At 39.3% G+C, this 26,052-nt stretch carries 24 protein-coding genes; 9 read left to right on the forward strand and 15 right to left on the reverse strand.

Annotated elements, in window-relative coordinates:
- Nucleotides 1–72: 72 nt before the first annotated feature.
- Nucleotides 73–285, forward strand: coding sequence for a hypothetical protein (locus H4J63_RS02830; protein ID WP_002957835.1), 213 nt, complete (start codon nt 73–75; stop codon nt 283–285).
- Between the two features lie 18 nt (nt 286–303).
- Here H4J63_RS02830 and H4J63_RS02835 read toward each other — a convergent pair whose 3' ends face one another.
- The 7 genes from H4J63_RS02835 to H4J63_RS02865 all read right to left on the reverse strand — a co-directional run bounded on the left by H4J63_RS02835 (nt 304) and on the right by H4J63_RS02865 (nt 8,951).
- A complete protein-coding gene (locus H4J63_RS02835; RefSeq protein WP_024600190.1) occupies nt 304–1,230 on the reverse strand; it encodes a hydrogen peroxide-inducible genes activator in 927 nt (308 codons plus the stop codon).
- 82 nt (nt 1,231–1,312) lie between these two features.
- Entirely contained in the window at nt 1,313–2,581 is a 1,269-nt protein-coding gene (locus tag H4J63_RS02840) for an inorganic phosphate transporter (RefSeq protein WP_007586466.1), read from the reverse strand.
- Between the two features lie 39 nt (nt 2,582–2,620).
- Nucleotides 2,621–3,298 (reverse strand): TIGR00153 family protein, encoded by a 678-nt coding sequence (locus tag H4J63_RS02845; protein ID WP_024600191.1) that lies wholly within the window; start codon nt 3,296–3,298, stop codon nt 2,621–2,623.
- A 150-nt stretch (nt 3,299–3,448) separates the two neighbouring features.
- On the reverse strand, nt 3,449–4,150 hold the full coding sequence (gene phoU, locus H4J63_RS02850; protein WP_007586465.1) for a phosphate signaling complex protein PhoU: 702 nt from the start codon (nt 4,148–4,150) through the stop codon (nt 3,449–3,451).
- Between the two features lie 46 nt (nt 4,151–4,196).
- Nucleotides 4,197–5,024: a phosphate ABC transporter ATP-binding protein PstB gene (pstB, locus tag H4J63_RS02855; RefSeq protein WP_002957840.1), complete on the reverse strand. Its 828-nt coding sequence runs from the start codon at nt 5,022–5,024 to the stop codon at nt 4,197–4,199.
- A gap of 27 nt (nt 5,025–5,051) precedes the next feature.
- Nucleotides 5,052–6,701 carry a phosphate ABC transporter permease PstA gene (pstA, locus tag H4J63_RS02860; protein WP_002957841.1) on the reverse strand — a complete coding sequence of 550 codons (1,650 nt, stop codon included), beginning with the start codon at nt 6,699–6,701 and terminating at the stop codon, nt 5,052–5,054.
- 15 nt (nt 6,702–6,716) lie between these two features.
- Entirely contained in the window at nt 6,717–8,951 is a 2,235-nt protein-coding gene (locus H4J63_RS02865) for an ABC transporter permease subunit (RefSeq protein WP_024605596.1), read from the reverse strand.
- A 381-nt stretch (nt 8,952–9,332) separates the two neighbouring features.
- On the opposite strand from H4J63_RS02865, the gene H4J63_RS02870 reads away from it, so the two are divergent.
- A complete protein-coding gene (locus H4J63_RS02870) occupies nt 9,333–9,839 on the forward strand; it encodes a glycine cleavage system protein R (RefSeq protein WP_007586460.1) in 507 nt (168 codons plus the stop codon).
- A gap of 176 nt (nt 9,840–10,015) precedes the next feature.
- Here H4J63_RS02870 and H4J63_RS02875 read toward each other — a convergent pair whose 3' ends face one another.
- The 7 genes from H4J63_RS02875 to H4J63_RS02905 all read right to left on the reverse strand — a co-directional run bounded on the left by H4J63_RS02875 (nt 10,016) and on the right by H4J63_RS02905 (nt 19,180).
- Entirely contained in the window at nt 10,016–10,471 is a 456-nt protein-coding gene (locus H4J63_RS02875) for a hypothetical protein (protein WP_165743420.1), read from the reverse strand.
- Nucleotides 10,472–10,671: 200 nt separating this feature from the next.
- On the reverse strand, nt 10,672–13,791 hold the full coding sequence (locus H4J63_RS02880) for an efflux RND transporter permease subunit (RefSeq protein ID WP_165743422.1): 3,120 nt from the start codon (nt 13,789–13,791) through the stop codon (nt 10,672–10,674).
- 8 nt (nt 13,792–13,799) lie between these two features.
- Nucleotides 13,800–15,362: an efflux RND transporter periplasmic adaptor subunit gene (locus H4J63_RS02885; protein WP_165743424.1), complete on the reverse strand. Its 1,563-nt coding sequence runs from the start codon at nt 15,360–15,362 to the stop codon at nt 13,800–13,802.
- Complete coding sequence (locus H4J63_RS02890; protein ID WP_165743426.1) at nt 15,352–16,728, reverse strand: TolC family protein; 1,377 nt, start codon at nt 16,726–16,728, stop codon at nt 15,352–15,354. The genes H4J63_RS02885 and H4J63_RS02890 overlap by 11 nt, the downstream gene beginning before the upstream one ends.
- Before the next feature lie 112 nt (nt 16,729–16,840).
- Nucleotides 16,841–17,203 (reverse strand): hypothetical protein, encoded by a 363-nt coding sequence (locus tag H4J63_RS02895; RefSeq protein ID WP_225913250.1) that lies wholly within the window; start codon nt 17,201–17,203, stop codon nt 16,841–16,843.
- Between the two features lie 94 nt (nt 17,204–17,297).
- Nucleotides 17,298–17,912: a paraquat-inducible protein A gene (locus H4J63_RS02900; RefSeq protein WP_007586454.1), complete on the reverse strand. Its 615-nt coding sequence runs from the start codon at nt 17,910–17,912 to the stop codon at nt 17,298–17,300.
- Between the two features lie 2 nt (nt 17,913–17,914).
- Nucleotides 17,915–19,180, reverse strand: coding sequence for an EAL and HDOD domain-containing protein (locus tag H4J63_RS02905; RefSeq protein WP_182194439.1), 1,266 nt, complete (start codon nt 19,178–19,180; stop codon nt 17,915–17,917).
- A 467-nt stretch (nt 19,181–19,647) separates the two neighbouring features.
- Here H4J63_RS02905 and H4J63_RS02910 point away from each other — a divergent pair, with 467 nt between their 5' ends.
- Both H4J63_RS02910 and H4J63_RS02915 read left to right on the forward strand, forming a co-directional pair.
- Nucleotides 19,648–20,214 (forward strand): alkylphosphonate utilization protein, encoded by a 567-nt coding sequence (locus tag H4J63_RS02910; RefSeq protein ID WP_024592489.1) that lies wholly within the window; start codon nt 19,648–19,650, stop codon nt 20,212–20,214.
- A gap of 121 nt (nt 20,215–20,335) precedes the next feature.
- Nucleotides 20,336–21,154, forward strand: coding sequence for an META domain-containing protein (locus tag H4J63_RS02915; RefSeq protein WP_101164326.1), 819 nt, complete (start codon nt 20,336–20,338; stop codon nt 21,152–21,154).
- Nucleotides 21,155–21,259: 105 nt separating this feature from the next.
- On the opposite strand, the gene H4J63_RS02920 is transcribed toward H4J63_RS02915, so the two are convergent.
- On the reverse strand, nt 21,260–22,099 hold the full coding sequence (locus H4J63_RS02920) for a 23S rRNA (adenine(2030)-N(6))-methyltransferase RlmJ (RefSeq protein ID WP_182194443.1): 840 nt from the start codon (nt 22,097–22,099) through the stop codon (nt 21,260–21,262).
- A gap of 238 nt (nt 22,100–22,337) precedes the next feature.
- On the opposite strand from H4J63_RS02920, the gene zapB reads away from it, so the two are divergent.
- From zapB to H4J63_RS02945, 5 genes are all read left to right on the forward strand, one after another.
- Nucleotides 22,338–22,568 (forward strand): cell division protein ZapB, encoded by a 231-nt coding sequence (gene zapB, locus H4J63_RS02925; protein WP_002957855.1) that lies wholly within the window; start codon nt 22,338–22,340, stop codon nt 22,566–22,568.
- Nucleotides 22,568–22,873, forward strand: coding sequence for a cell division protein ZapA (locus H4J63_RS02930; protein WP_024605605.1), 306 nt, complete (start codon nt 22,568–22,570; stop codon nt 22,871–22,873). The genes zapB and H4J63_RS02930 overlap by 1 nt, the downstream gene beginning before the upstream one ends.
- Nucleotides 22,874–22,936: 63 nt before the next feature.
- Nucleotides 22,937–23,959 carry an MBL fold metallo-hydrolase gene (locus tag H4J63_RS02935; protein ID WP_165743440.1) on the forward strand — a complete coding sequence of 341 codons (1,023 nt, stop codon included), beginning with the start codon at nt 22,937–22,939 and terminating at the stop codon, nt 23,957–23,959.
- 55 nt (nt 23,960–24,014) lie between these two features.
- On the forward strand, nt 24,015–25,484 hold the full coding sequence (locus H4J63_RS02940) for a LysM peptidoglycan-binding domain-containing protein (protein ID WP_182194446.1): 1,470 nt from the start codon (nt 24,015–24,017) through the stop codon (nt 25,482–25,484).
- A gap of 66 nt (nt 25,485–25,550) precedes the next feature.
- Nucleotides 25,551–26,039 carry a peptidylprolyl isomerase gene (locus H4J63_RS02945; protein WP_007586440.1) on the forward strand — a complete coding sequence of 163 codons (489 nt, stop codon included), beginning with the start codon at nt 25,551–25,553 and terminating at the stop codon, nt 26,037–26,039.
- Nucleotides 26,040–26,052 lie beyond the last annotated feature (13 nt).

Raw genomic sequence — 26,052 nt, forward strand, 5'->3', positions numbered from 1 at the left:
TTACCTTTTGGCGACGTAGTACTGATATTTGTATTAGGTTTCAAAGCTATTTGGGCTTTTAAGGAGAAAGGTATGACACAGCTAGTTATGTTATTACTGATTATACATTTTGCAATCGCGTATCAGTGTTATCGTTACGCAAATATTAAAGGCTACCCAGTTAAGGTTTTTACTGTATTAGGCTGCGTGCCTTACTTTAACTTAGTGGTATGGATTTATTTACTATTTTTACCCGAACTTGAACCTTTTGAAAGCCATCTTCAAAATCAAAAGCAGCCTTTATAGGCTGCTTTCATTCATTTCCTATTCTAATTTAGAAAAATCTAAACTACATTGACGCTTTAAAAATACCTCAAGCTGTTGACTAAATAACTTAAAGTCGCGGATCCGCCCCGTAGTTTTACGCCACAATATGCCAATATCTCTATATGCATCACTTTGTGATGGTGTAGCCACCATATTTTTATTATCTAAAATTCCGGCGTTAATCGCCATTTGTGGTAAAAAAGTCACCCCGAGCTGATGCTCAACCATACTCAATAATGTATGCAAGCTTGCTGCTTCGAATGGGTTAATACAACTAGCACGATTTAAATGACATGCACTAAGCGCATGGCCTGTCATACAGTGCTCACGCTCGAGTAAGAATACGCTAGCCTCTGGTAATAGATTAAAGTCGACTACGCCCTTTGCAGCGCTGTAATCCTTATGGTGCACTAAACTAAACTGATCTTTTGCCAATACTTGTGTATGAAATTTATCGGTTTCGTATGGCAGTGCAAGTAGCGCTAAATCAATATGCCCATGCTCAAGTTTATCCAATAGCTTATCACTTGTATCTTCTATTAAAACCAGCTCTAAATCACAAAAGGTTTCTTTACAAAAGTGATACAGAGGAGCCGCTATAAAGCTAGCAATTGTAGGTATAACACCCACTGTTAATTTACCACTCAGTGGTGTTAAAAAGCTTTTAGTGAGCTCTTTTAAACTAATTGTATCGTTAATTATTTTACGAGAGCGCTCAACAACTTCTTCACCAATACTGGTAAACATAAGGCTGCGATTTTCGCGTTCAATAAGCTGGCAACCCAAAGTTTCTTCAAGATTTTGAATAGCACTGCTTAAAGTAGATTGTCCAATAAAACAGGCACTGGCAGCTCTGCCAAAGTGCTGATGTTGATGAACAGCTAATAAATACTGTAGCTGTTTGATACTTGGAAGATTGGTCATTTTTTCTTTCCACAAATAAAAAGACCCCAACACCTAGGGCATTGAGATCTTTTCAAGCTAAAAGTCTTTGAGTACTTTTTTGTTAAACCCCAAATGCGGTTCTTAGTACGTAGAAAATAACAATAGCAAGGGCAGCGCCAACTGGCAATGTAATTACCCAAGAAACTACGATGTTTCTGATAACACCCATGTTAAGTGCACCAATTCCACGTGCCATACCTACACCTAGTACCGCACCTACTAAGGTTTGAGTAGTAGAGATTGGCATACCAGTACCTGATGCAATAACAACGGTAGAAGCAGCGGCTAGTTCAGCAGCAAAACCACGGCTAGGTGTTAAATGCGTAATACCTTCACCAATCGTTTTGATTACTTTTTTGCCTAAAATAGCAAGACCCGCAACAATACCAAAACCACCTAAAGGTAGAATCCACCAAGCAATAGCGGCTTTCTTAGCAATTTCACCATTGTTTTCAACTATATTTACAACAGCAGCTAATGGACCAATTGCATTAGCGACGTCGTTAGAACCATGTGCAAAGGCCATACAACATGCTGTTAATACCATTAGAACAGCAAACACTTTTTCAACATTGTTGAACTGCATTTGTTTATCTGCTTTTGGATCGATATTTAAACGAGAAATAGCAATTTTACCAATAATAGCAACAACTACTGCAACTGCGATTGCAAGGGCATACCCTTCGGCTGCACCTAAATCAACACCAACATGCTTTAAGCCTTTTTTAATTGTAACCAAGGCCATTATAAAACCTGCTAAACCCATATAAAGTGGTACATAGCGTTTAGCATTTTTTAGTGGTGCATCTGTATTGAAAATAAGTTTTTGTGCACTCATAAATATTAAGTATGCAATAAAGCCTGATATGGCGGGCGTTATAATCCAACTACCAACAATACCACCTACTTTATCCCATTGAATCGCCTCAGTACCTACTGCAACTAACGCAAAACCAATGATTGCACCAATGATTGAGTGAGTCGTTGATACTGGCCAACCTAAGAACGAGGCCATTAATAACCAAGCACCCGCTGCAAATAAAGACGAAATCATACCCAGAACCATAAGCTCCGGAATATCTGCAAACGGTGCCGCATCAATAATTCCTTTACGAATTGTTGATGTAACCTCACCACCCGCTAAGTAAGCGCCTGCAAATTCAAAAATCATCGCAATAAAAATTGCTTGTTTGATTGTAAGTGCTTTTGAACCTACAGATGTACCCATGGCGTTAGCTACGTCATTCGCGCCAATACCATAAGCCATAAAAAAGCCGACTGCTGCGGCAATTAAAATTAATACCGTGCCGTAAGATGCAATGATATCCATTGTAAAACCTTAATCTTTCGTGTTTGAACTGATTTTAAATTAACGAGCTAACATCAGCTCAAGACGTGATCCTACGCGCTCTGCAATATCTGCAAGCTCGCCAACCCATTCAATGATTTTGTATAAAAACATCACATCAATTGGATTTAACTCACCCTCTACATCACGTAGCTGGCGGCGTACTTTTATCTGCATTTCGTCCGTGTCTTGTTCTATGGCATCCAATTCAACTAACATTTTTTCTACTAAGGTGACTTCTCGACCTTTAAAACCCGTTTCTAACAATTCTTCTAACTCGTTAATTGCCTTTGATGCTTGTTTAGTCGCATCTACACAACGAGTTAAGTAAGCTAAAAAGTCAGTTTGCATAACTTTTGGTATGGTCATTTCACGACCAATTACTCGCCCAGCTATGTCTTTCGCTTTATTGGCAATTTTATCTTGTTGAGTTACTAATTCGAGAAGATCTGTACGCTCTACCGGCATGAATAAACCACGCGGTAACTGTAAACGTATATCTCTTTTCATATCATCAGCTTCACGTTCTAAATTGCGAATAGTGATGCGAAGCTCTTCTGCCTGTACCCACTCTTCTTTAAATACGTGATTAAAAAAAGGTATCAAAGCTTTACTTGCTTGATGAACCTTCTTGATGTGTTCTTCCATTGGTTTGATAGGAGATTTTGCAAATACTCCTAAAAACGCGTTTGTAGGCATAACTGACCCTTTAATCAAATTGATATGCTTTGCAGCATGAATTTTACAGTATTAACCAAGATTGTGAACGCTTTTTATTACTTCACTAAAGCTTGCAATACACAAAGCGGCACTAAGCCGCTTTAATAGAAATACGTGATGGATGAAAAATCATAGTGATTTTTCTATATCTTCTTGAGATGTATGGCGAATATCTTTGCCATTAACAAAATAAATAATGTATTCAGCAATGTTCTGACAGCGATCACCAATACGCTCTAATGAGCGAACAGACCAAACTAAGTCCATGATTTTCGGGATTGAGCGTGGATCTTCCATCATGTAAGTCATTATTTGACGTGTGATAGCTTCATATTCGCGGTCAACTTTTGCATCTTCTTTATGTACTTGAAATGCGCGTTGCACATCCATACGCGCAAATGCATCTAGTACGTCGTGTAGCATTTTTAAAACTTGACGGCCCATATTTTCAATATTTACTAATAAATCTTGCTGATCTTTAGTAAATGAGTCTAGTGCAACTTTAGCAATTCGCTCAGCTTCATCGCCAATACGTTCTAAATCTGCAATAGTTTTTGCAATTGCAATCACTAAACGTAAGTCACTTGCTGCAGGCTGACGACGAGCAATGATACGCGTACATTCTTCATCGATGCTGACTTCCATTGCATTTACTTTGTAATCGTTCTGACGTACCTTTTGAGCAAGCTCAGCATCGTTACGACTCACCGCATCAAGCGCGCTATTTAATTGCTGCTCAACTAAGCCACCCATACTCAATACATGGTTACGTACATTTTCTAGTTCTTGGTTAAAGCGCCCAGAAATATGCTTATTAATATTATGTTCCATAGTTACCTTCTCTCTTAATCTTGTACAACACGCTATAACGGGCTAATTAACCGTAACGACCGGTAATGTAATCTTCAGTCTTTTTCTTCGTTGGTGTAGTAAATAAGGTATTTGTGTCTGAGTATTCAATCAATTCGCCCATATACATAAAGGCTGTTTGATCAGATACACGCGCTGCTTGTTGCATGTTGTGTGTAACAATAACAACGGTAAATTTGTTTTTTAAATCGTTTATTAGCTCTTCGATTACCAAAGTAGAAATAGGGTCGAGTGCTGATGTTGGTTCATCAAGTAAAAGTACCTCTGGCTCAATTGCAATTGAGCGAGCTATAACTAAACGTTGTTGCTGACCACCCGATAAGCCAAACGCGCTATCGTGCAATCTATCTTTTACTTCATCCCACAAAGCAGCACCACGAAGTGATTGCTCTACCACTTCATCTAATTTACGTTTCTCTTTAATGCCTTGTAAGCGCAGGCCATAAACTACATTTTCATAAATTGATTTAGGAAATGGATTAGGGCGCTGAAACACCATGCCTACATTACGACGAAGTGCTGCTACATCTACGCTCTTATCGTAAATATTTTGACCATGGAGTAATATTTCACCTTCAATACGGCAAATATCAACCAAATCATTCATGCGATTAATACAACGCAGTAATGTTGATTTACCACACCCAGACGGCCCGATAAACGCAGTTACTTGGCCTTTAGGAATGTTCATATTTACTTTATTAAGCGCCTGCTTATCACCGTAGTAAAGATCGAGGTCTTTAATCTCTAGCGCTTTTTGATCATCCGTTAAATTTTCTAGGTCTAACTTTTGACCAATATTAGCTTGGTTTACTTGTGGAGCGACTGTAATCATTTTTGTTACCTATAAAATCTTTACTAATTAGTGTTCAAGCGATCTGAATTTTTCACGTAAATGGTTACGTATACCAATGGCCGTTATGTTTAGGGTAATAATCACCGACACCAATAAAAAGGCAGTGGCGTATACCAGCGGACGTGCCGCTTCAACATTAGGGCTTTGGAAGCCAACATCGTATATATGAAAGCCTAAGTGCATGAACTTTCTATCTAAGTGAAAATACGGGAAGTTACCATCAAGTGGTAATGTAGGGGCCATTTTCACAACGCCTACTAACATTAATGGTGCAACTTCACCTGCAGCACGCGCAACTGCCAGTATTAAACCAGTCATAATTGCAGGGCTTGCCATTGGAATAATTATGCGCCATAACGTTTCAACCTTTGTTGCGCCAAGCGCTAGCGAACCGTCACGTACGGTACTTGGAATACGAGATAAGCCTTCCTCAGTCGATACAATAACAACTGGCAAAGTTAATATAGCAAGCGTTAACGCCGACCACATTACACCAGGCGTACCAAATACTGGCGTTGGTGCCGCTTCAGGGTAAAATAATTGGTCTAAGCTACCACCTAACATGTATACAAAAAAGCCGAGGCCAAATACACCGTACACAATTGAAGGCACACCGGCCAAGTTAATCACCGCAATACGAATCATCTTAGTGACTGCATTTTTAGCGGCATACTCGTGTAAGTAAATTGCAGCAACAACACCAAACGGCGTCACTATTACAGCCATCAGCATAACCATAAACACAGTACCAAATATAGCAGGGAAAACACCGCCCTCTGTATTTGCTTCACGTGGGTCATCAGATACAAACTTACCTAGCTGCACAAAGTAGTGCCCTAGCTTTGCAAAAAAGCCCATATCATTTGGAAACCAAACATCAAGTACTTGATACATTGGAATCGTAACTACTTCACCGCGCATATCTTTTACAGTTACGTGGTCACGTTTAGCTTGTTTACGTAGTGCAAATAAATCTTTTTCAAGTACACCATACTGCGCACGTAATTCAGCACGCTCTTGAGCAAGCTCAGCAACACGTTCATCAGTGAGTGCGTTATCTAGTAAGTAGCCCTTTTCTTTTAAACGAAGACGCTCAAGCTCATAGTTAATATGCCCAATGTCACCATTTTGTAAATCAAGTGCTTCGTCGTTTAAATCCACGGCACGCTCTACAAGTTCATGTAGAGCTTCAATTTTATCGCCTTCGACTGGTTTACCATCTTTAATTACACTTTCAACATAACCATAAAAATTACCGTTTTTACTACGCTCAAATACAGCAAGCGTTGCAGGCGTTGTTTTATTTTTAATGTCGGTTTCTAATATCCAACGAAAGTCTAAATCTACATACTCACGATTACCTGTTTTAATAAGTAAGCGCTCTATTTCTTCTTTTTCAAATCCGCTAACGTCAATACCTGTCGCGGCTAAACGCGTTTTTGGTACTAATTCACGGTCATAAACTTCGCCAATAACGGTTTGTTTTGAAATTGACCCTTCAAGTTCAAACTGCACAACTTCTGAAGGCCAGAAAAAACTTAATCCTTTCCAGGCTATCATTGCTAATAAGCCTAGAACTGAAATTAAACTGATGCTCACTGCACCACCGGTCATCCAAATCCAAGGAGAACCAGACTTAAACCACTGCTTTACCATGTCATGTCTCTCCGCTTACATTGAGCTATATTTTTCACGCAGTTGCTGGCGAACAAACTCAGCGACTGTGTTAAAAATGAATGTGAATATGAATAGTACAAAGGCCGCTAAGAACAATATTCTGTAATGCGAACTACCTACTTCTGATTCAGGCATTTCAACTGCAATATTTGCTGCAAGCGTACGCATACCTTGGAAGATGCTCCAATCCATAATAGGTGTATTACCCGTTGCCATAAGTACAATCATGGTTTCGCCAACGGCTCGGCCAAGTCCCATCATTACCGCAGAGAAAATACCAGGGCTTGCTGTAAGTAATACAACACGTATTAGTGTTTGCCACTGCGTTGCACCTAATGCTAATGAGCCATTTGATAAATGCTTTGGAACACTAAATACGGCGTCTTCTGCAATTGAGAATATAGTTGGAATAACTGCAAACCCCATCGCAATACCTACAACAAGCGAGTTACGTTGATCGAATGTCATACCCAGCTCATTTGTTAAGTACTGACGTACATTGCCGTCAAACATCCAAAGCTCAACAAATTCACTCATCGCAAACGAAAACCAGCCAATAAGTAAAACGACCGGAATAAGGATAATTGAATGAGATCCTTCAGGAATTCGATGACGAATTTTGGTTGGTAATTTAGTCCAAGCTAAACCTGTCGCTAACATACCTAAAGGTAATAATATGAGTAACCCAACAATTGCAGGTAAGTGCTCTTCTATCAATGGAGCTAACCAAAGACCGGCTAAAAAACCTAAAATAACGGTTGGTAATGCTTCCATTATTTCAACAGTGGGCTTAACTACCTTACGTAATTTACTCGACATAAAGTATGCCGTGTAAATTGCCGCCGAAAGCGCAATAGGCACTGCAAATAACATCGCGTAAAGGGCTGCTTTTAATGTACCAAACGAAATTGGCACTAATGAAAACTTAGATTCAAAGTCATCACTGGCTGATGTTGACTGCCATATATAACCTGGCTCTGGGTAACCTTCGTACCACACTTCTTGCCAAAGCGCTGACCAAGTGACTTCTGGATGCTCGTTATGTATTTCTAATACTGTTAGTTTGTTATCCGCCAAAATTAATGCAGCATTTGAACGCGGTGAAATTGCAAAGTTTTGTATTGCGCCTTCACTTACTTTACCTTGCCATAATTTTGCTTCGCTTGTTGTGTAGTACACCCCAAGCTCACCGTTACTGCTGGTCGTAAAAAAAGTACGACGATAGAACTCTGTAAATACATTTAATTTACTTTGCTTAGTCGTTTCAAATGAACGTATTTTTTGATATTCGCGGCCAGTGTCAGTGTTAACTTCAAACCACTGCGAAACTTCGCCGTTATCATTGGCAAGCATTAATGAGTTTGCACCTGCTAGTAATTGTGCAGATACAATATTGGCATTTTCTTCGTTAGCTGAAAGTAACTGAATTTGTTCTACATCACTTGGGTCACGTGTATCGTATACGTAAACTTGATTAGCAGAACGTACAAAAGTACGGGTTGTATCTGGAGACATTAATAGCTCATCTACACGCCCTTCAACATCTAGCTCTGTGCGCTCAACAACCCACTCAACTTCGCCAGTAAACATATTCTCTTCAGCAACAAAACTGCTAAACAGCACCCGTTTGTCTTCTGTAAGTGCGACAACGGCTGTTCTGTCTTCATAGTGGCTAAATGCAAAGCGTTTAATAGCTGAGCCTTGTTCATCTACTTCCAAAGCCATTTCCCCAAGAGGAAAGTCTAAACGAGGCGTTAATTTACGCTCGTTATTAGGAAAGGTGACCAAAAATTTAGGTGCTACGACCATTACAGTGCCATCTTTTAAACCAAACGCATAATGCCCTTGAAAAGGCGCGCTAGTTGCAAAGCTTGTTGCATCACTTGGTAGCTCGGCGTTTAATGTTTTAAGCTTTTTACCAAAGCTGCCATCTTGCACACTGTAAAAATCAACCTGCCCTTGCTGACTGAGTAAATAAGCAACTTCAGTTTGCTCTTCTACACCTAGGCCTGCTATTTGCTGCGAATTAGCGACCTGAAAGCTATCGCGTTTTTCTACTTTTGCTGATTCAAAAATTGGCTGTACTACATAAAGAAGGTAAAAGAATATTAATAGCAGTGCTACCAATACCATTATCCCACCTGCGGTTATACCAAATTTGGCAAACCGATCTTTAAATAGACGGCTTCGATCCGTATTAAAAGTCGGTTTATTCGGATTTGAAGTCATCAAAACACCCTTAAATCTTAACGTTCTATAAATTATATTTCATCAAGATGACAGTAATGTTACAGCAGTAATAATAAGCACGTTAAAACGGTTTTAAATAAAACTAGCGAAGAAAATCGCTAAATAAGTCTCATATAGATGATTTTTAAGTGAACTAAATTATAAAATAATTGGACAAAGCATTTATCGAGGTCAATACTAAAAGAGTACTTACTAAATAAGAATGACTATTAATACCGCGTATAGTCAACACAACCATATTCATTTTTATTGCTTTAAAATTAACGATTTATAGAAAGTACAACAACACACAATTTAGATTAGACAATACACTTAATGCCTATGCATTTACTTTCTTTGGGCTTAAAAAGAGAATTATTTATGAAGCAGTTGGTTATAACTATTTTAGGGAAAGATCGCCCTGGTTTAGTAGAGAGCATCTCATCAGTCGTATTACAAAATCATGGCAACTGGCTTAGTAGTAACTTAAGCCATTTATTAGGTCATTTTGCAGGTATTATTCAACTTGAAGTTGCTGAGGAGCATTTTCAATCATTACAAAGTGCTTTAAATAAGTTACCTAAGTTAGACGTTCGTATTGAAACCGGAAACACAGAGATTGAACCATCAACACTAGAGCAAATTAATCTAGTTATAACAGGTAACGACCGTCCTGGGATTGTTCAAGAACTGGCAAGTGTAATACGTCATAAAGGCGCTAATATTACTCACTTAAATTCAAGACAACAAAGTGCACCTAATTGGGGAGTGCCTATTTTTAGCGCTGTTGCTACCGTTACTTTGCCAAATGGTATGGATAAAGACGAAGTTATTGAAGCATTGGAATCAATTACAAGTGATTTAATTGTAGATACAGAAGAAGTTTAACCTCCATTTATGCGTGCCATACAACTGACACGCATACCATTTTAGTCCATCAAAATGCTCTGCAGATTATTTAACGCAGACATAAAATAAGCCGATGCAAGCATCAGCTATTTTAAATAATCACCTTAAAGCTAATAAGAGCGAGATAAACTCAGTAATCCCGCTCTTTTATAAAGCTACATATCCATATGACGATTAGTACTTTGCATCATTTGCTTTATACCTTGCTTTTCAAGCTCTAGTATTTGTTGAAGCTTTTCTTGCCCACTTTGAGTTTCAGCGCGTTCAAGTAAGTATTCATATAACTCAATCACTTTTTGATGTTGCTCTGATAAGTAAGCTTGAATAACTTTCTCATCAAATTGCTGGTCTTTACTAATGTCTTCGAAAGTAATTAGCTCAGGATTTTTAGCAAAGTATTCATAACTGTACGTATCGAGCGTATTTATTTCAGTTATCGCTTTAAACCCGACTAAATCTTCGGCGAGTTTTTTTTCGTAATTTAGGTAGTAGTCCACCAGCATTGCATTATGTTCATCGAGTAAATCCTTTACGCTATAAAAATTAGCCGCCATTTGCGTATGAAACAAAACGGTCCAATCGTATACCTCTTTAATTGTTTTAACTTGCATGTGCATTCCTTACTTAGTTGACTGTATAGGTAATACACTGCGTAAAGCGTGCCAATTAAAAAGCCATTTAAAAACAGTTGGTTAATTTAAATATGAGTAATAACTAGCTCTTTAATAGAACAACTTACAAATTATAGGTAATTTTTATAGAGCAATGCGTGGGTAGTAACCGCACTGCTCTATCGTCTTGTTGCTTTATATTATTTAAGTCCTTGTTTGCGCCACAGTAGGTAAACCGCAGGAATAACAAGTAAGGTGAGTACAATTGCACTGCCCATACCGCCAACCATAGGTGCAGCTATTCGACTCATTACTTTGCTTCCGGTGCCTGTGCCATACAGCACAGGTAGCAAGCCAATAATAATTGTCGCGACAGTCATCATAACCGGGCGTACTCGAAGCCCTGCACCTTCAATAATAGCTTGCTGTAATTGCACTAAACTAAGTGGCTTATCTGCCTGCTCTGCTTCGATGCATTTTTCTTGATAGGCTTGGTTTAAATACACCAACATAATGACCCCAATTTCTACCGCTACCCCAGCTAAGGCAATAAAACCTACACCCACTGCAACTGAAAAGTTAAAGCCCTCTAAATACATTAGCCATACGCCACCAATCATTGCCAGTGGCAACGTAGCCATAATAATAGTGACCTCAGCAAAGCTTCTAAAATTAAGATAAAGCAACACAATAATAATCGCTAATGTAAGTGGTAATACATAAGTCAGTTTGTCTTTAGCGCGCTGCATGTATTCATACTGCCCAGCCCACGTAATTGAGTAGCCAGCAGGTAGTATTAGGTCCTTATCGAGCACTTGCTGAGCGTGCTCAACGTAAGTACCAATATCAACGCCATCTATATCAATAAAACTCCAACCGTTTAAACGTGCATTTTCGCTTTTTATACCAGGCGGTCCATCTTCAATAAATACATTGGCTACATCACCAAGTGCTATACGCTGCCCTGTAGGCGTTACAATGGGTAACAACATTAGCTCTTCTGGCGAGTCTCTGTATGCTTGCGGGTAACGCAAATTAACTGGGTAGCGCTCTTGCCCTTCTACGGTTTGAGTTACGTTTGTACCACCAATTGCAGTAGATACAACTTGCTGTATGTCGCTAATATTTAAGCTATAGCGCGCGGCTTTTTCACGATTTATATCTACTTTTATATAACGTCCACCGGCTACTCGCTCTGAGTAAACCGATGCAGTGCCTTGTAGATCTTTTAAAAGCACTTCTATTTGTTGACCAATTTTTTGAATTTCACTCAACTTTGGTCCCGCAACTTTAATGCCCACGGGAGTTTTAATACCGGTTGCGAGCATATCAATACGTGTTTTAATTGGCATTACCCACGCATTCGTCAACCCCGGAAACTTAACCAAACCGTCGAGTTCTTTTTTAAGTTTTTCAAGGGTCATACCATCGCGCCATTCATCTTTTGGTTTTAACTGAATAAACGTCTCTATCATTGTAAGCGGCGCAGGATCTGTTGCAGTTTCTGCTCGCCCAACTTTACCAAATACTGTTTTAACCTCGGGTACTGTGGCAATTAGCTTGTCGGTTTGCTGTAGTATTTCGCGCGCTTTACCTACCGATAAACCAGGATACGTTGTGGGCATATACATTAAGTCGCCCTCATCAAGTGGCGGAATAAATTCACTGCCTATTTTGTTTACCGGGTAAAAGCCAATAACAGAAACAACCACCGCGAGTACCAATGTCATTTTTGGAAATTTAAGCACCCAGTTAAGTAGTGGGCGATACGCTGCGACGAGTAATCGGTTAACTGGATTTTTTTGCTCCGAAATAACTTTACCTCTAATAAAGTAACCCATTAATACCGGCACCAAGGTAATCGCAAGCCCAGCAGACGCTGCCATAGCATAGGTTTTAGTGTAAGCCAGTGGCGCAAACATACGTCCTTCTTGCGCTTCTAAAATAAATACCGGCATAAAGCTGACGGTAATAATTAATAAACTAAAAAATAATGCAGGACCCACTTCACTCGCCGATTTAGCCACAACTTCCCAGCGGTTTTCGTTGGTAAGGGGCGTTTTTTCCATATGTTTGTGCATATTTTCAATCATGACGATAGCGCCGTCGGTCATTGCACCTATCGCTATTGCAATTCCTCCTAAAGACATAATGTTGGCGTTAATCCCCTGCCAATACATAATTATAAATGCCGTTAAAATCCCAAGCGGTAACGTAATAATCGCCACCAATGATGAGCGCACATGAAACAAAAACACCACACACACCAAAGCAACTACAATCAGCTCTTCAATTAGCTTACTTGTTAGATTATCTACCGCGTTATTAATTAAGTTGGAGCGATCGTACACAGGGATTATTTCAACGCCCTCTGGTAATCCCTTTTTAAGTGATTCTAATTTTGCTTTTACCAGCTCAATAGTTTTTTGTGCATTTTCGCCATAGCGCATAATAACAATGCCGCCGGTTACTTCGCCTTCGCCATTAAGCTCTGCAATACCACGGCGCATTTGCGGCCCGACTCTAATATCGGCTACATCACGCAATTGCAGCGCAGTACCATTAGCGTTTACACCAAGCGGAATAGCTTCTAGGTCGGCAACACTTTTAATGTAGCCTGTGCTTGTTACCATGTATTCAGCTTCAGCCATTTCAACTACCGAGGCGCCCATCTCTTGGTTGCCTTGTTGAATCGCCGTTTGAATAAGGCTAAGCGGGATACCATATGCACGTAATTTATCAGGCTCTACATTGACTTGGTATTGCTTAACCATGCCACCAACAGCAGCCACTTCAGATACACCGGGCACAGTTTGTAGCTCAAACTTTAAAAACCAATCTTGTAAGCTTCGTAGCTGACTAATATCGTGTTTATTTGTTTTATCAATTAGTGCGTATAAGTAAATCCAACCTACGCCTGTTGCATCAGGGCCAAGCTCTGGCGTAGCGCTATCGGGCAATCGGTTTGCTGCTTGGCTTAGGTATTCTTGTACTCGGCTACGCGCCCAATACAAATCAGTTTTTTCGTCAAAAATAACGTAAACGTACGAGTCACCAAAAAACGAAAAACCCCTTACAGTTTGCGCACCCGGCACAGAAAGCATTGCAGTGGTGAGCGGAAATGTAACTTGGTCTTGCACTACTTGCGGCGCTTGCCCCGGGTAAGTAGTTTTTATAATGACCTGAACATCAGATAAGTCAGGTAAGGCATCCACGGGCGTATTTTTTAGTGCAAACAATCCTCCACCCAGTAAAATTAATGTAAGCAACAACACAAAAAAGCGATTGCCAACAGACCAGCGAATAATGGCAGTTATCATAATGGCTCCTAGTGAGAACTATGTTGCATAGGTTGCATAGTAGAATGATCAATCAGCTCTGCGTTTTGCGCTTTAGTAATTACAAATTCATCATTAATAATGCTAAAAGTAAAATTAATATGCTGGGCATTTTCAAACTGAGTAATATCAATATCTGGCGCTAATACAAAGTCCATTGTGGCGGGTTCTCGATTCCATTTTTCAATGGCTTCTCGACTAATATTTATAATGCGATTTTGTGTATCTATGGCATTAATAGTGCCGTTAACCGTGGCGCTTTGTGGCTGCATATCCATGTTCATATTAGAGTCTGAACCAGAATCCGAGCTCATACCTGAGCTAATACCAGAACTAGGCATTTCCATTCGCTTAAAGTCAGAGCTTTTACTCGATTCAGAGTCTATTAAAAATTGCGCTGAAGTCACTACCGTGTCACCTGTCATTACACCTGACAAAATCACCGCTTCATTACTATTAATTTGCCCAACGTCGACTTCTACCGATTTAAAACGACCCTCACCTAATGCAATAACTACACGGTTTTGATGCTGCGTGCGAATTACCGCTTCTTTAGAGACTGTAAATTGCGCCTTACTCGCTTTAGCGTGAATGCTCACTTGTGCAAACATATTTGGTTTTAACCGATGATCTGCATTTTCAAACCTAAGCCTTACACGCAGAGTCCGGTTTTTAGCATCAAGCGCGGGGTAAATGTAATCAACCTTACCTTCCCACTTTTGACCTTTTAAGTAATCAAGCGTCATTGTAACGGGCAACCCAACACTCACTTGTTCTGATTGGCGCTCGAACACTTCCGCCTCTACCCAAATTTCATCAAGCTGGGCAATACTCATCATTGATGTGCCTGGTTTAACGTAAAAGCCTTCTCGTACTGTTAGCTCATCTACCACACCACTTTGCTTTGCGTAAAAAGTAATATTTTGCATTATCTTTTTATTTTTTTGTAAGCGCTCGATAAATCCATCAGACACATTTAACGACTCTAAACGCGCCTTTGCAGCCCGAATTAACACGGTATTATTACGATTAACCGCCAATAAAAGCTCTTCCTGTGCGTTCACCAATTGTGGTGAATACAATGTATATAAAGGCTCACCGGCTTTAACTTCTGCGCCTTGTGCTTTAACATATAAACTTTCAATCCAGCCTTCTACACGCGGATGAATGTGAATAAGTTGGTCTTGGTTATATTGCACATAACCCACAGTATTTATATCGCTGTGAAGTGTTTTAAGCTCTACTTTGGCAGTTCTTACACCAAAGTTATTAACTACTGCAGGCGAAATAGTTACAGCACCAGGTCCATCCTGAGCGTTGCTAGCGTTTTCATACACAGGTACTAAATCCATTCCCATTGGCGAAAGCCCTGGCGTGTCACGCCTGTAATTACTATCCATAGGGGCTACCCAATATAAGGGCTGTTTGTCTGCGCTTTGTTGTTCATTCATTGCCGAGTTGCTAGGTAAAAACTGCATTACTAAGCCGCCTATTAACCCAAAGGCGCCTGCGCCAACTAAGGCGGCAACAAGTAACTTTAAATTAGTATTCATTGTGTAATTCTCCAGTTTGCTCGCTCATTACTTGGGGGTCTAAGCTACTTGCATAATAATTAAGGCGGGCGGTAATAATATGTTGATCTACTTGAATATTCAGTGCATCAATTTTGGCGTTAAGTTCACTAATGCGCGCGCGCATCACGTCAGAAAAATCCCCGTCGTCGCGTGTATAAGCATTTAGTGTTGCCTGAGATTGCTCTGACATTTGCGGTAATAACGTATTTTGATAAAGCGCATCGCGTTTTTGCAAACGAGCGAGTTGGCTAAACTCCTTAAAGTACATGCCTTTGAGTTTTTGAAGCGCCACCAGCTTTTGTGTTTTAGTAGCTTCTGCACTCGCAATAGCCGATTTAACCTGTTGATCTTGTCTGTTATCAGTAAACAATGGCAAATCAATACTAAACCCTACAGAGAGTAAATCAGCTCGCGACTCACCCATCGGGGTATCATCCCGGTAACCATAACCCACATTAACGCCCATCTGAGGTTTGTAGCTTTGCTTAGCGAGTGCAACTTCGGTTTGCTTTGCCGTTACGGTTTTATCTATCGCAATAATTGCGGGATGCGTCATAAGTAACTGTATTAGCTCATCAAATTCAAGGCTCGCAAAATCAACCAGCCCTGCGGTTTTAGTAAACTCAGTATTTAAAGGCTGCATAAGCATATTCATAGGTAACCACTGTGCTAAACGGTTTTTAGCACTTTCAAATTGCTGCTCAAGCATAACCAGCTTATCTTCAAGACGGGTGAGTTCTAATTGCGCACGAATAATATCTTGCTGACGTGTTTTACCTAAGGTGCTTGCGTAGCTTGCTTCGGTAATGTCAATAAGTTGAGTAAATAGCCCTTTATCTAGCTCAATTAAAGCAATACTTCGCTGAGCACGATACGCGTTTAACCACGACTCAATCACAATTGCTTTTACTTGTGCTAAGCGATCGGCGCGCTGCGAAGGGTATTGTTGAGCAGACTGTGCTAATGCTTTTTGTCTAAGCGCTAAACTATTCCCTCGGCTAAACTTTTGGCTCAAATCAACTTTAAGCTGCGTCATCCCTTCTTGATCAAACGCATAACCGTTAGTAGGTAAGTTGAGTAAGCCAACCGTTAAAACAGGATCGGGTAAGGTGCCAGCGGCAATGCTTTGCGCTATTGCTGCATCTTCTTGGTAGCCACTCGCTTTTAGCCATGGCTCATGCGTTAGCGCATAATTAAGCGCTTGCGTTAAGCTAAGCGTTTGCTCATTACTAGTTTGCTTTAGTGTTTCGGTATTTAGGTTATTTTGATTGTTTTGCGCATTAACGGCTGTGCTAAATAACACAACACTACATAATACGACTTTAATACTTACAGCGTGGTTCATCACCTGCTCCATCTAAAAATAAAAGAAAATCTTAAATTAGGAAGCAAAAAAGGTGTTTAGGAGTTACCAATAAACGGGGTTACCGCAATTTTTACATACACCTATCCTGCTATTAAGCAGACATAGGAGGGCGGTAGAGTGAACGAGGTATATTAATTTGTGTAGTAAATACACGTACATTTACTTTTTCAGATTCAAGTAAAGTAACGCTAAATAAAGTATCAACATTAAGCATTGAGTTAGCAGCGCAGCCACTCATAGGGCATTTACAGTCATTTTGTGGCGTACTTTCGTCGTCGCAACAATCCATCTGCATCATATTTTCAGACATGCTAACGACAGCTGTTGCATCACTACTTTGTGTCATTGGCATTTGGGCATGCGTTGCTGTCTTAGTTGGCATATGTGGCATTTCGCATACCATAGCTACAGACGCAACTGCCTGACCCACAAAAGTGAGCAGTAAAGTTATCATGAGTAAACTAGAGTAAAAACGTTGCAACATTATGCCTTTTAATAAACTTTAAAATGATTGTAAGGTAACCTAACGGCAACCACAAATACTTTAATTATGTAGACTGCGGTTTAGCAGGTGTTTTAATTAAGTTACTCGCGATAATTGCAAATATACAATATGCGCTAAAATACCAAAACCCTTCACCAAATTGTGCATTCATAACAAGTAGCTCGCCACTTTTACCATGGGCGTTACCTGCTAAGTAAGTCACTATTAATGCAATAACAAATACATCAACCATGCTCCACTTACTTAATGCACAAATAACCAGACCGAGCTTTTGCTTAAACCCATTCAAAGGTAGGCAACAATAAAGCAACTGTAATAATAGCTTTAAGCTTGGAATAACAATAGAAAACAACCCCACTAAAGCGGCTACAAATAAATTATTATTGCTAGCAAGCTCTTTAACTGTGCCTAAAATACTTTGTGTTTTGTTATAGGCGCTAATCTCACCTTCTAACTTATCAAGCCCTAGCATGTTCGAGAACATCATTAGCATACTGCGAGTTCGACCATCGCCCTCTTCAGCCAGCATTTCAATACCCGCTTGCGCTAGTTTTGATTTATCTATGTTGCCCTCTATTGTTAATACTGGTTTTGTAATACCAGGAAACAATAAACAAAGAGCAACCACTACACTTATAACCGACAACCAATTACGCATATTTATTCTGCTATTGCCTCAATAATGTCGTCACTGTATAAAACAGCATCCAGTAAAAAATTAAATATATGCCCAACATGTTGTTCGGGATTTATTTTAGCTAGTTGAACCATCGCCTTATCAATATTATCTACTTCAAACTCTTTTATTAGCGATAAACACTCACCTAAAGTGCCTTTTTCAAGTAGTAACGCATCAGATATTGCAGCATCTAAAGTAAACTCTTTAACTATGTCTTTTAAATCGCCATCTAAAATGGCATCAAGCACAGAAAACAAACCCACTAGATAGCCTTGCTCAGTCAGTTCTTTATTATTTTGCTCTAAAATAAGCGACATAAATTGTGCCCGAGTTAAAGCAAGCTTAGTTAACTCAGTTGGTTTTTCGACCCCCAACTCACTAATTGCTAATACACGAACAAATTGCCTTATTGTATCTTCACCTAAATAAATAACCGCTTGTGAAATAGAAGTAATAACTAAATTTGCTTTGCCTGAACGCGCGTTAGCCAGCTTTAAAACCCTGGCTGTTATGGCTACATCTCTGGCCACTCGTTGATGAACTTCTTTAAAGCAAAGTGTTTGTTTTGCTGTAAAACGCAATAGATCAAAAACAGTTAACTTTGAAGGCTCTACACCTTTATACGTAATCATTTCTGGGCGAGAAAAAAAGAACCCCTGAAATAAATCACAGCCTGCCAATTTTAATATATTAAATTGTTCATGCGTCTCTATTCGTTCAACAATTATTTTTGCATGTGGATTTGCGCGTTTTATTTTTTTAATGCGCATATTGGTTTTAATAACCGGATCATCTATCTCAATTTTTATGTAATCAACATGTGCTAATAGTGGCTCCCATTTTGGATCACCATCGTAATCATCAAGTGCAAAAACATACCCTTCTTTTTTAAGTTCTTGCACACGCTCAGCAACCGCAGGAATATTACCCGTGCGCTCTACTATTTCAATAACACTATTTTCTGGCAATAAAAGTTTGGGAAAGTTATCGAGAATAGTTTCTGATGACAAGTTTATAAAAGCTAAATGATGCGCGGTAAGTCTATCTAAACCTACCAACATTAATGCATTAAAAAACAGGCGGCTTGTCGCATGCACATCAGAAGTGCCCACAGGAAACGCATTATTGGCTGAATCTCGATAGAGTAGTTCGTATGAGAAAACATTCTGATCTATATCAAAAATAGGTTGCCGGGCGACAAACTGAGTTATTTTTTGTACCTCATCAGGTATGTTATTTAATTTCACTTGGCTCTAAACCTATAAATAAGAGATGGCAAAACAGCCAATAATACGTGTACTTTAATGCAACTCGCATAAGATAAACATAGTAACCATTACAAAACAGCTAAAACTACACAATACTCATATAATAACTTTAATATAAAAGGTGGAGCTTTGACCAACTTTTTTCAGATATTAAAAGTTTGTCTTTTGCTATTTATATTTTCAACTTTAGCAAAGCCTAACACCACGCCCTTAAAATATAATGTGGGTGCATCTGGCAACCATTATCCATTTTATACAAACGATTCAGCCAAACCAGGCATTCCCCCCCGGAATAATCAAAAAAGCACTCAAGGCTATATAAAAAGTATTAAAGATAAGTGTATGAGTAATATACCCACACAAAATTAAGGGACTAATGGCGCAGAGCTCGTGTTTTGGAGTATAATAGCAGCAATGTTAACTCGACCAGAATCAGAAAGAGCCCCATGAGTATTGAAAAAGCCTTAATCGAACGTAGTAATAATCAATGTGAATTGTGTGCAGCCACCGAGAACTTATCTGTTTATGAAGTACCACCGGTAACTGAAACCCACTCAGATAAATGTATTTACACGTGTCAAACATGTAAAGATCAAATCGAGAATAACAGCGAAATAATGCCTACACATTGGCACTGTTTAAACGATAGCATGTGGAGCCAAACTCCTGCAGTACAAGTTGTAGCTTACAGAATGCTTTCGCGTTTAGCGCCTGATAATGGCTGGGCACAAGATGCGCTAGACATGATTTACCTTGAAGAAGACACGCTAACCTGGGCTAAAAAAGCACTTGCCGAAGATGACGATTTAAAGCATGTAGATAGTAACGGTGTAGTACTTCAAGCAGGCGATACTGTTACCCTAATTAAAGACTTAGACGTTAAAGGCAGTAGCCTTACCGCTAAACGTGGAACAGCTGTTCGTAATATTGGCCTAACCAGCAACCCTGAACATATTGAAGGGCGAGTTGACGGCCAGCGCATTGTTATTTTAACTAAGTTTGTTAAAAAATAATCGTTTGTTTTTAATTATTAAAGGCGCTAATGCGCCTTTTTTTATGTTTAAAATAAGTTAAGGAATGATTAAGTAACTAGGTAATACACTAAGGACATAATATTGAGTAAGGATAACCAACATGGAAAAGCATCAAGCAGTATCTTCGCGTAAAAAGGCAGTTGCAGGGATTGGCTTATTGGCGCTTAGCGCTTTTGCAGTAACTGGCTGCGGTGAGCAAACTAAATCGACTGAAAACACAGAAATTGCAGAAGCAATAACCAGCCTAACTATCCAAGCTAGCTACAAAGATCGCAGTATGCTTCGCCCTGGCTCGCAATTAATAGTTACGCTTTCCAATGTATCTAAAATGGATGTAAAAGCCGATATAATCACACAAGAAGTGATTGATGTAACCCAAGCCCCGCCATTTACCGTTGAGCTAATTTATGATGCCAGCAAAATTAGCGATAAACATCGCTATAGCCTAAGCGCCAGAATTATAAATAAAGACAAAGTGCTTTACACAAGTACAACAAATCATGACCCGTTTGCAGAATCACAGTTAACTACCCCCTATAAAATTGAGCTTTCAAAAGTGTCGACTCAAAAACCCGATGTAACACTCACAAATACTTACTGGAAAGCAATAACAATAAATGCTCAAACTGTGAATGTTACAACTAAAGAACCATTCATTCAGTTCAATAAAGACCACCGCGTTAATGGCTTTTTAGGCTGTAATAATTTTAGCGGAAGCTATAGCACCGAGCAGCAAACAATTACACTTAGTCAGCTAGCAAGTACAAAAAAGATGTGCTCGGATAATATGAGCCAAGAAGCGGCTATGTCTGACGTACTTAGCAAAACTTCAAAGTGGGAAATAACAGGTGAATCACTAAAACTTAAAAACAGTCGCGGTAATACGCTTGCTACTTTTAGTGCGGTTTATTTTAATTAATATTTAGCTCCCTTATATATATTACCTAACACATTCGTATTGATTTTAAATAAAATGCCCAGCAAAGCTGGGCATTTTATTATTCGTTATAAGCGCTATTTAAAGTTACTCATCAACGAGTTGTTCACTTCTGTAAAAACCACTTGGCTCACTTAACAAACTAACAAGTTCAGGCATTATTGCATCCATTGTTTGCTTTAGCTTCCATGGAGGATTAATTACAATCATGCCCGATGCTGTCATACCGTGTACGTCAGTATCCGCTTCAGTGCCTAATTCAAATAACTGAATGTTGCGCATTCCTGAATCAATTAAGCCCTGCTCCATATTATCAATGCGCTCTCTATCTACAACCGGATACCAAATCATGTAAGTACCTGTAGCAAAACGCTGATGAGCTTTAACTAAGGTTTTTACAACCGTTTCGTAGTCATCTTTAATTTCGTATGGAGGATCAATTAACACACACGCTCTGCGAGATGCTGGTGGTAACAAACCAACTAAACCTGCAAAACCATCTTCTCCACGTACACGAATAGAGCGCTTACCTTGCATGTTTTCTTCAAGTAATAATAAATCGCGCGGGTGCAATTCAAAAAACCAGCCCTTATCTTGGCGGCGCAAGTAATGCTCTGCAATTTTTGGTGAACCTGGATAAAATGCAAGTTCGTCAGTGTCGTTAAATGACTTAATTAATTCAATGTACTCATTAAGCTCAGCATGTTCACTTTTATGTTGCCAAAGTTTTTCAATACCATCTTGATACTCTTGCGTTTTTTGCGCATCAGCAGCTGCCAGTTCAAAAAAGCCAGCACCTGAATGCGTGTCTATATAATCAAGCGGTTTATCTTTAATTGTTTGATAATTTAGTACTTGTGCCAGTACTAAATGTTTAAGTACATCGGCAGGATTACCCGCATGAAATGAGTGTCTGTAACTAAGCATTATTTATTTTCGCCATACGCAATTTAATATCGTAAGTGAACCATAAGCACTAGGCTTTGGCAACTTACACCAAGATAAGAGAGTGTTAAAGTGAACCATTTCTGAATGAAAAAGCTCATATGCTGAATTATCCCTTAACACAGAAGAAAAATCAGCTAAAACCACCGTAAATGCTGGCAAATCAACACACTTTGCTTTACATTTGCATGACATTAATTACAGTTATATGAGCGCCTTTATGAACAACACTACTCTTCAACAACTCGAACAACTGATCGATTCTTTAATCGAACGTAATAATCAATTACAAACAGATGTTGCTACTTTAAAAGAACAGAACACTAAACTAAGCGATGAAAACGAATTACTACAGCTTGAAGCTTTAGAAAATGAAGAAAAGCAAAAAGATGCCAGCACTACTTTATCTGGTCTTCTTGATAAATTACAAAGCGCACAACAGGCTAGCTAATGTCTGAGCTGCAAAACCAGCGGGTCACTGTTGAGTTGCTAGGTAAAGAGCAGCAATTTGCTTGCCCCGAAGGGCAGGAAGATGCATTAATAGCAGCAGCTAAAAATCTAAATGACTTAGTTGAGCAAATGAAACAACGCTCAACCGTTAGAAACGATCAAAAAGCCCTACTAATGGCAGCATTAAACTTAAGCCACGAATTGCTAGAAGCAAAAACACAGGCTACAGTTGAACAACAGCATCAAGACCAATTGATTGATAAACTCAGTCTGCATTTGGCAAATGACCCCAAACACCAAAAATAAAAAGCGCATACTGCGCTTTTTGTTTATTATTAAAGTAATTAAACCTCAGCGTAGAGATAATAAATGAAGTTAAAACTTTCAAACATAACCTCTTCATGTAAGCACTTACTATTGGCATGCACTTTACTATCAATAGCACCTAGCACCTACGCTGCCGTAACTTGGAATACAATAAACCCTCATATTCAGTTTTTAAAGCAACAAGACAAGCTTCGCTTCTACGACTCTAACCAAGTATTAATTGAAGGCGAAAAATGTGCCCTACTGGTTGATACGAGTGCCAATTTTGCTGCAGTTGAACAACTTGCTGAAGATTTAAAAAAACGCCTTAAAACACCTTTATGCTATTTGGTTGCCACGCATTACCATGACGATCACTTGCTAGGTATGGCGGTTATGCAAAATTTCTATCCTGATGCCAAGCTCGTTGTTCATCAGCAAGTAAATAAAAATTTTAGCCTTTACCAAACAGCATATACCGACAAACTAGACACCTATGAAAAGAGCATTGAGCTGAGCTACCAACGGTTAGCGAATGTACCCAAAGAAGAGCAAGCTAAATGGCGTGATAAGTTAAAGCTTGCAAAAAAGCGACTTTTTCGCTGGCAGGAGTATCAGCTTAGCAAACCCGAAATAGTAATTAATAGTCGTAAAATTATCGACCTTGGTGGTTTTGAGGTAACGCTTGAGCCGCAGCAAGCCCATACTAACGGTGATTTAACTATTACTACTAATAATGGCAGTGTGCTGATTGGTGGCGATATCGTTGACTGGCTTCCTTACCCTGGTCACGGCGAACTTAAAAGTTGGCAAACGTTGCTTAAGCAATATATTAACGACGAAAAGCTCACTATTATTATACCTGGCCACGGCGGCACATTAACAAAAGAGCAGCTGAAACAGCCGCTATCATTTTTAACAGCCATAACGGAGCATGTTAAAAACAATAAAGATCAAAGTATTGAGCAGTTAATGCTGTCGTTTCCTGAATCAGTTATTGAGCCTTATAAACAAGAAGCGCTTAATATAAAATCGAGTAACTTTTTTTTACAAGCAGGCCTAAATCGTGTAAAAAGCGCAGAATAACTCAACACAACGGATTGTGTTAAAATAATAAAAGGAATTTACAAAAGTGATCACTATGCGCAGTTTGGTTTTATGTTGTTTGGGTATTTTGTTATTTGGTTGTCAATCAATGGAGCAAGAACCACAAGAAGCTCCACAAATATTTACTCATTTTGAGCCTGACTATACTTATGATATTGACGATGAAGTAGCTCAAACGCCTCAAGTTAAAGAGGCAGTTACGCCACTTCAATTCAAAAAAACAATCGTAAAAAAGCGCCCACTAAAAACCACCGATCTGTGGATGCATATAGCCAATAATCTACACTTTACGATTTATCAAAATCGCGCTTTAAAAAAGCGTATCAGCTGGTATGCAAAGCAACCTAACTACTTACAAACGGTGAGCAAACGCGCAGCGCCTTACCTGTATCACATCGTAAAAAAAATTGAGCAAAAGCAATTACCTATGGAGCTCGCATTATTACCATTTGTAGAAAGCGATTTTAGACCAACAATAGCCTCATCACAGCAAGCTGTTGGTGTTTGGCAGTTAGTTGGCGCAACGGCGCATCACTTTGGTGTTAAGTCAGACCAATGGTATGACGGGCGCCAAGACGTACTTGCTTCAACCGATGCTGCACTTGATTACTTAAGTTACTTACACAAACGCTTTGATGGTAATTGGCTACATGCTTTGGCCGCTTATAATAGTGGTGAAGGCCGTGTTAAACGTGCAATCGAAAAAAACAAAAAACGCGGTAAAAGCACCGATTACTGGTCGCTCAGTCTGCCAAAAGAAACTGCTGACTATGTACCCAAATTACTCGCTTTAAGTTATTTAGTTAAACATCCACAAAAGGGCATTAAACGCCCAAAGCTAGTATATAAACCATTTACAACACAGATGAACATAGGCCAGCAGTTCGACTTTTCAGTCATTGCCAAGCTCTCTGGTATAGGTTCAAAGCAGTTACATGCTATTAATCAGGGATATTTAAAAAATCAAAGCTCACCTAACGGGCCGCATACTTTACTGCTGCCTATAGGGCAAGAAGCATTATTAAAAAGTCAGTTCTTCAAATCAAACTTTGCTGGAGAGTACATCGTTAAACAAAACGATACGCTTTACAGTATCGCCAGGCGTTTTAGTATGTCTGTAAAAGCTTTGAAACAACTTAATAATAAAAATAATAATTTAATAGGTGTTGGAGAAAAGTTATTAGTTGGGCAACCTAAAACTCTGCCAAGCACATTAACTGTTGATTACAAAATCAGCCCTTATTTAGAACACCAAGAGATTGCGATTCCCACCATTGAAATAGATTACGAAGTTAAGTCAGGCGATAGCCTTTGGAGTATAAGTCAGCTTTATGATGTACCTCATAGCGACTTGGCAAAATGGAACAAACTCTCTGCATCAAGTATTTTAAAGCCTGGCACTCAATTAGTACTGTTTATACCACAGGCTGAAAAGCAAAAAGCAGCACCAATAAAAAAAGATTTACTGCTAGATTTACAAAAAACACTAAATCAGCCACGTTAAGTTTATAAACACGTATATTTCGCGTAAAATTGCGCCCTAACATAGTTATTATTTGAAGAGACAAGCATGCAAATTAGCAAAAATTCAGCAGTTGAATTTCATTACACCCTTAGCGAAGCGGGCGAGCAAATTGAAAGTAGCACAAACGAAGCGCCACTTACTTACATTCATGGCAGCGAAGGCATGCTTCCTGGTTTAGAAAAAGCACTTGAAGGCAAAGAAGCTGGCGAAAAATTTAGTGTAACTCTAGAGCCAAGTGAATCATACGGCGAGCGTGTTGATGACTTAATTCAACGTATTCCGCTTAAGCACCTACAAGGCGACGTTAAAGTATGGAAACCTGGTATGACAGCAATGGTTAGCTCTAACCAAGGTCGTCATCAGGTTACTATTGTTAAGGTTGGTCGTTTTAACGCAGATTGTGATTTAAACCACCCATTTGCTGGTAAAACGCTAACGTTTGACGTTGAAGTTATATCGGTACGTGAAGCAACAAGTGAAGAAGTTTCTCACGGACATGTGCACGCTGAAGGCGGCTGCGGTCACTCTCACTAGTTAGCAATAAAGG

The sequence above is a fragment of the Pseudoalteromonas sp. 5Ae-yellow genome (assembly GCF_014077565.1).
Taxonomy (GTDB): domain Bacteria; phylum Pseudomonadota; class Gammaproteobacteria; order Enterobacterales; family Alteromonadaceae; genus Pseudoalteromonas.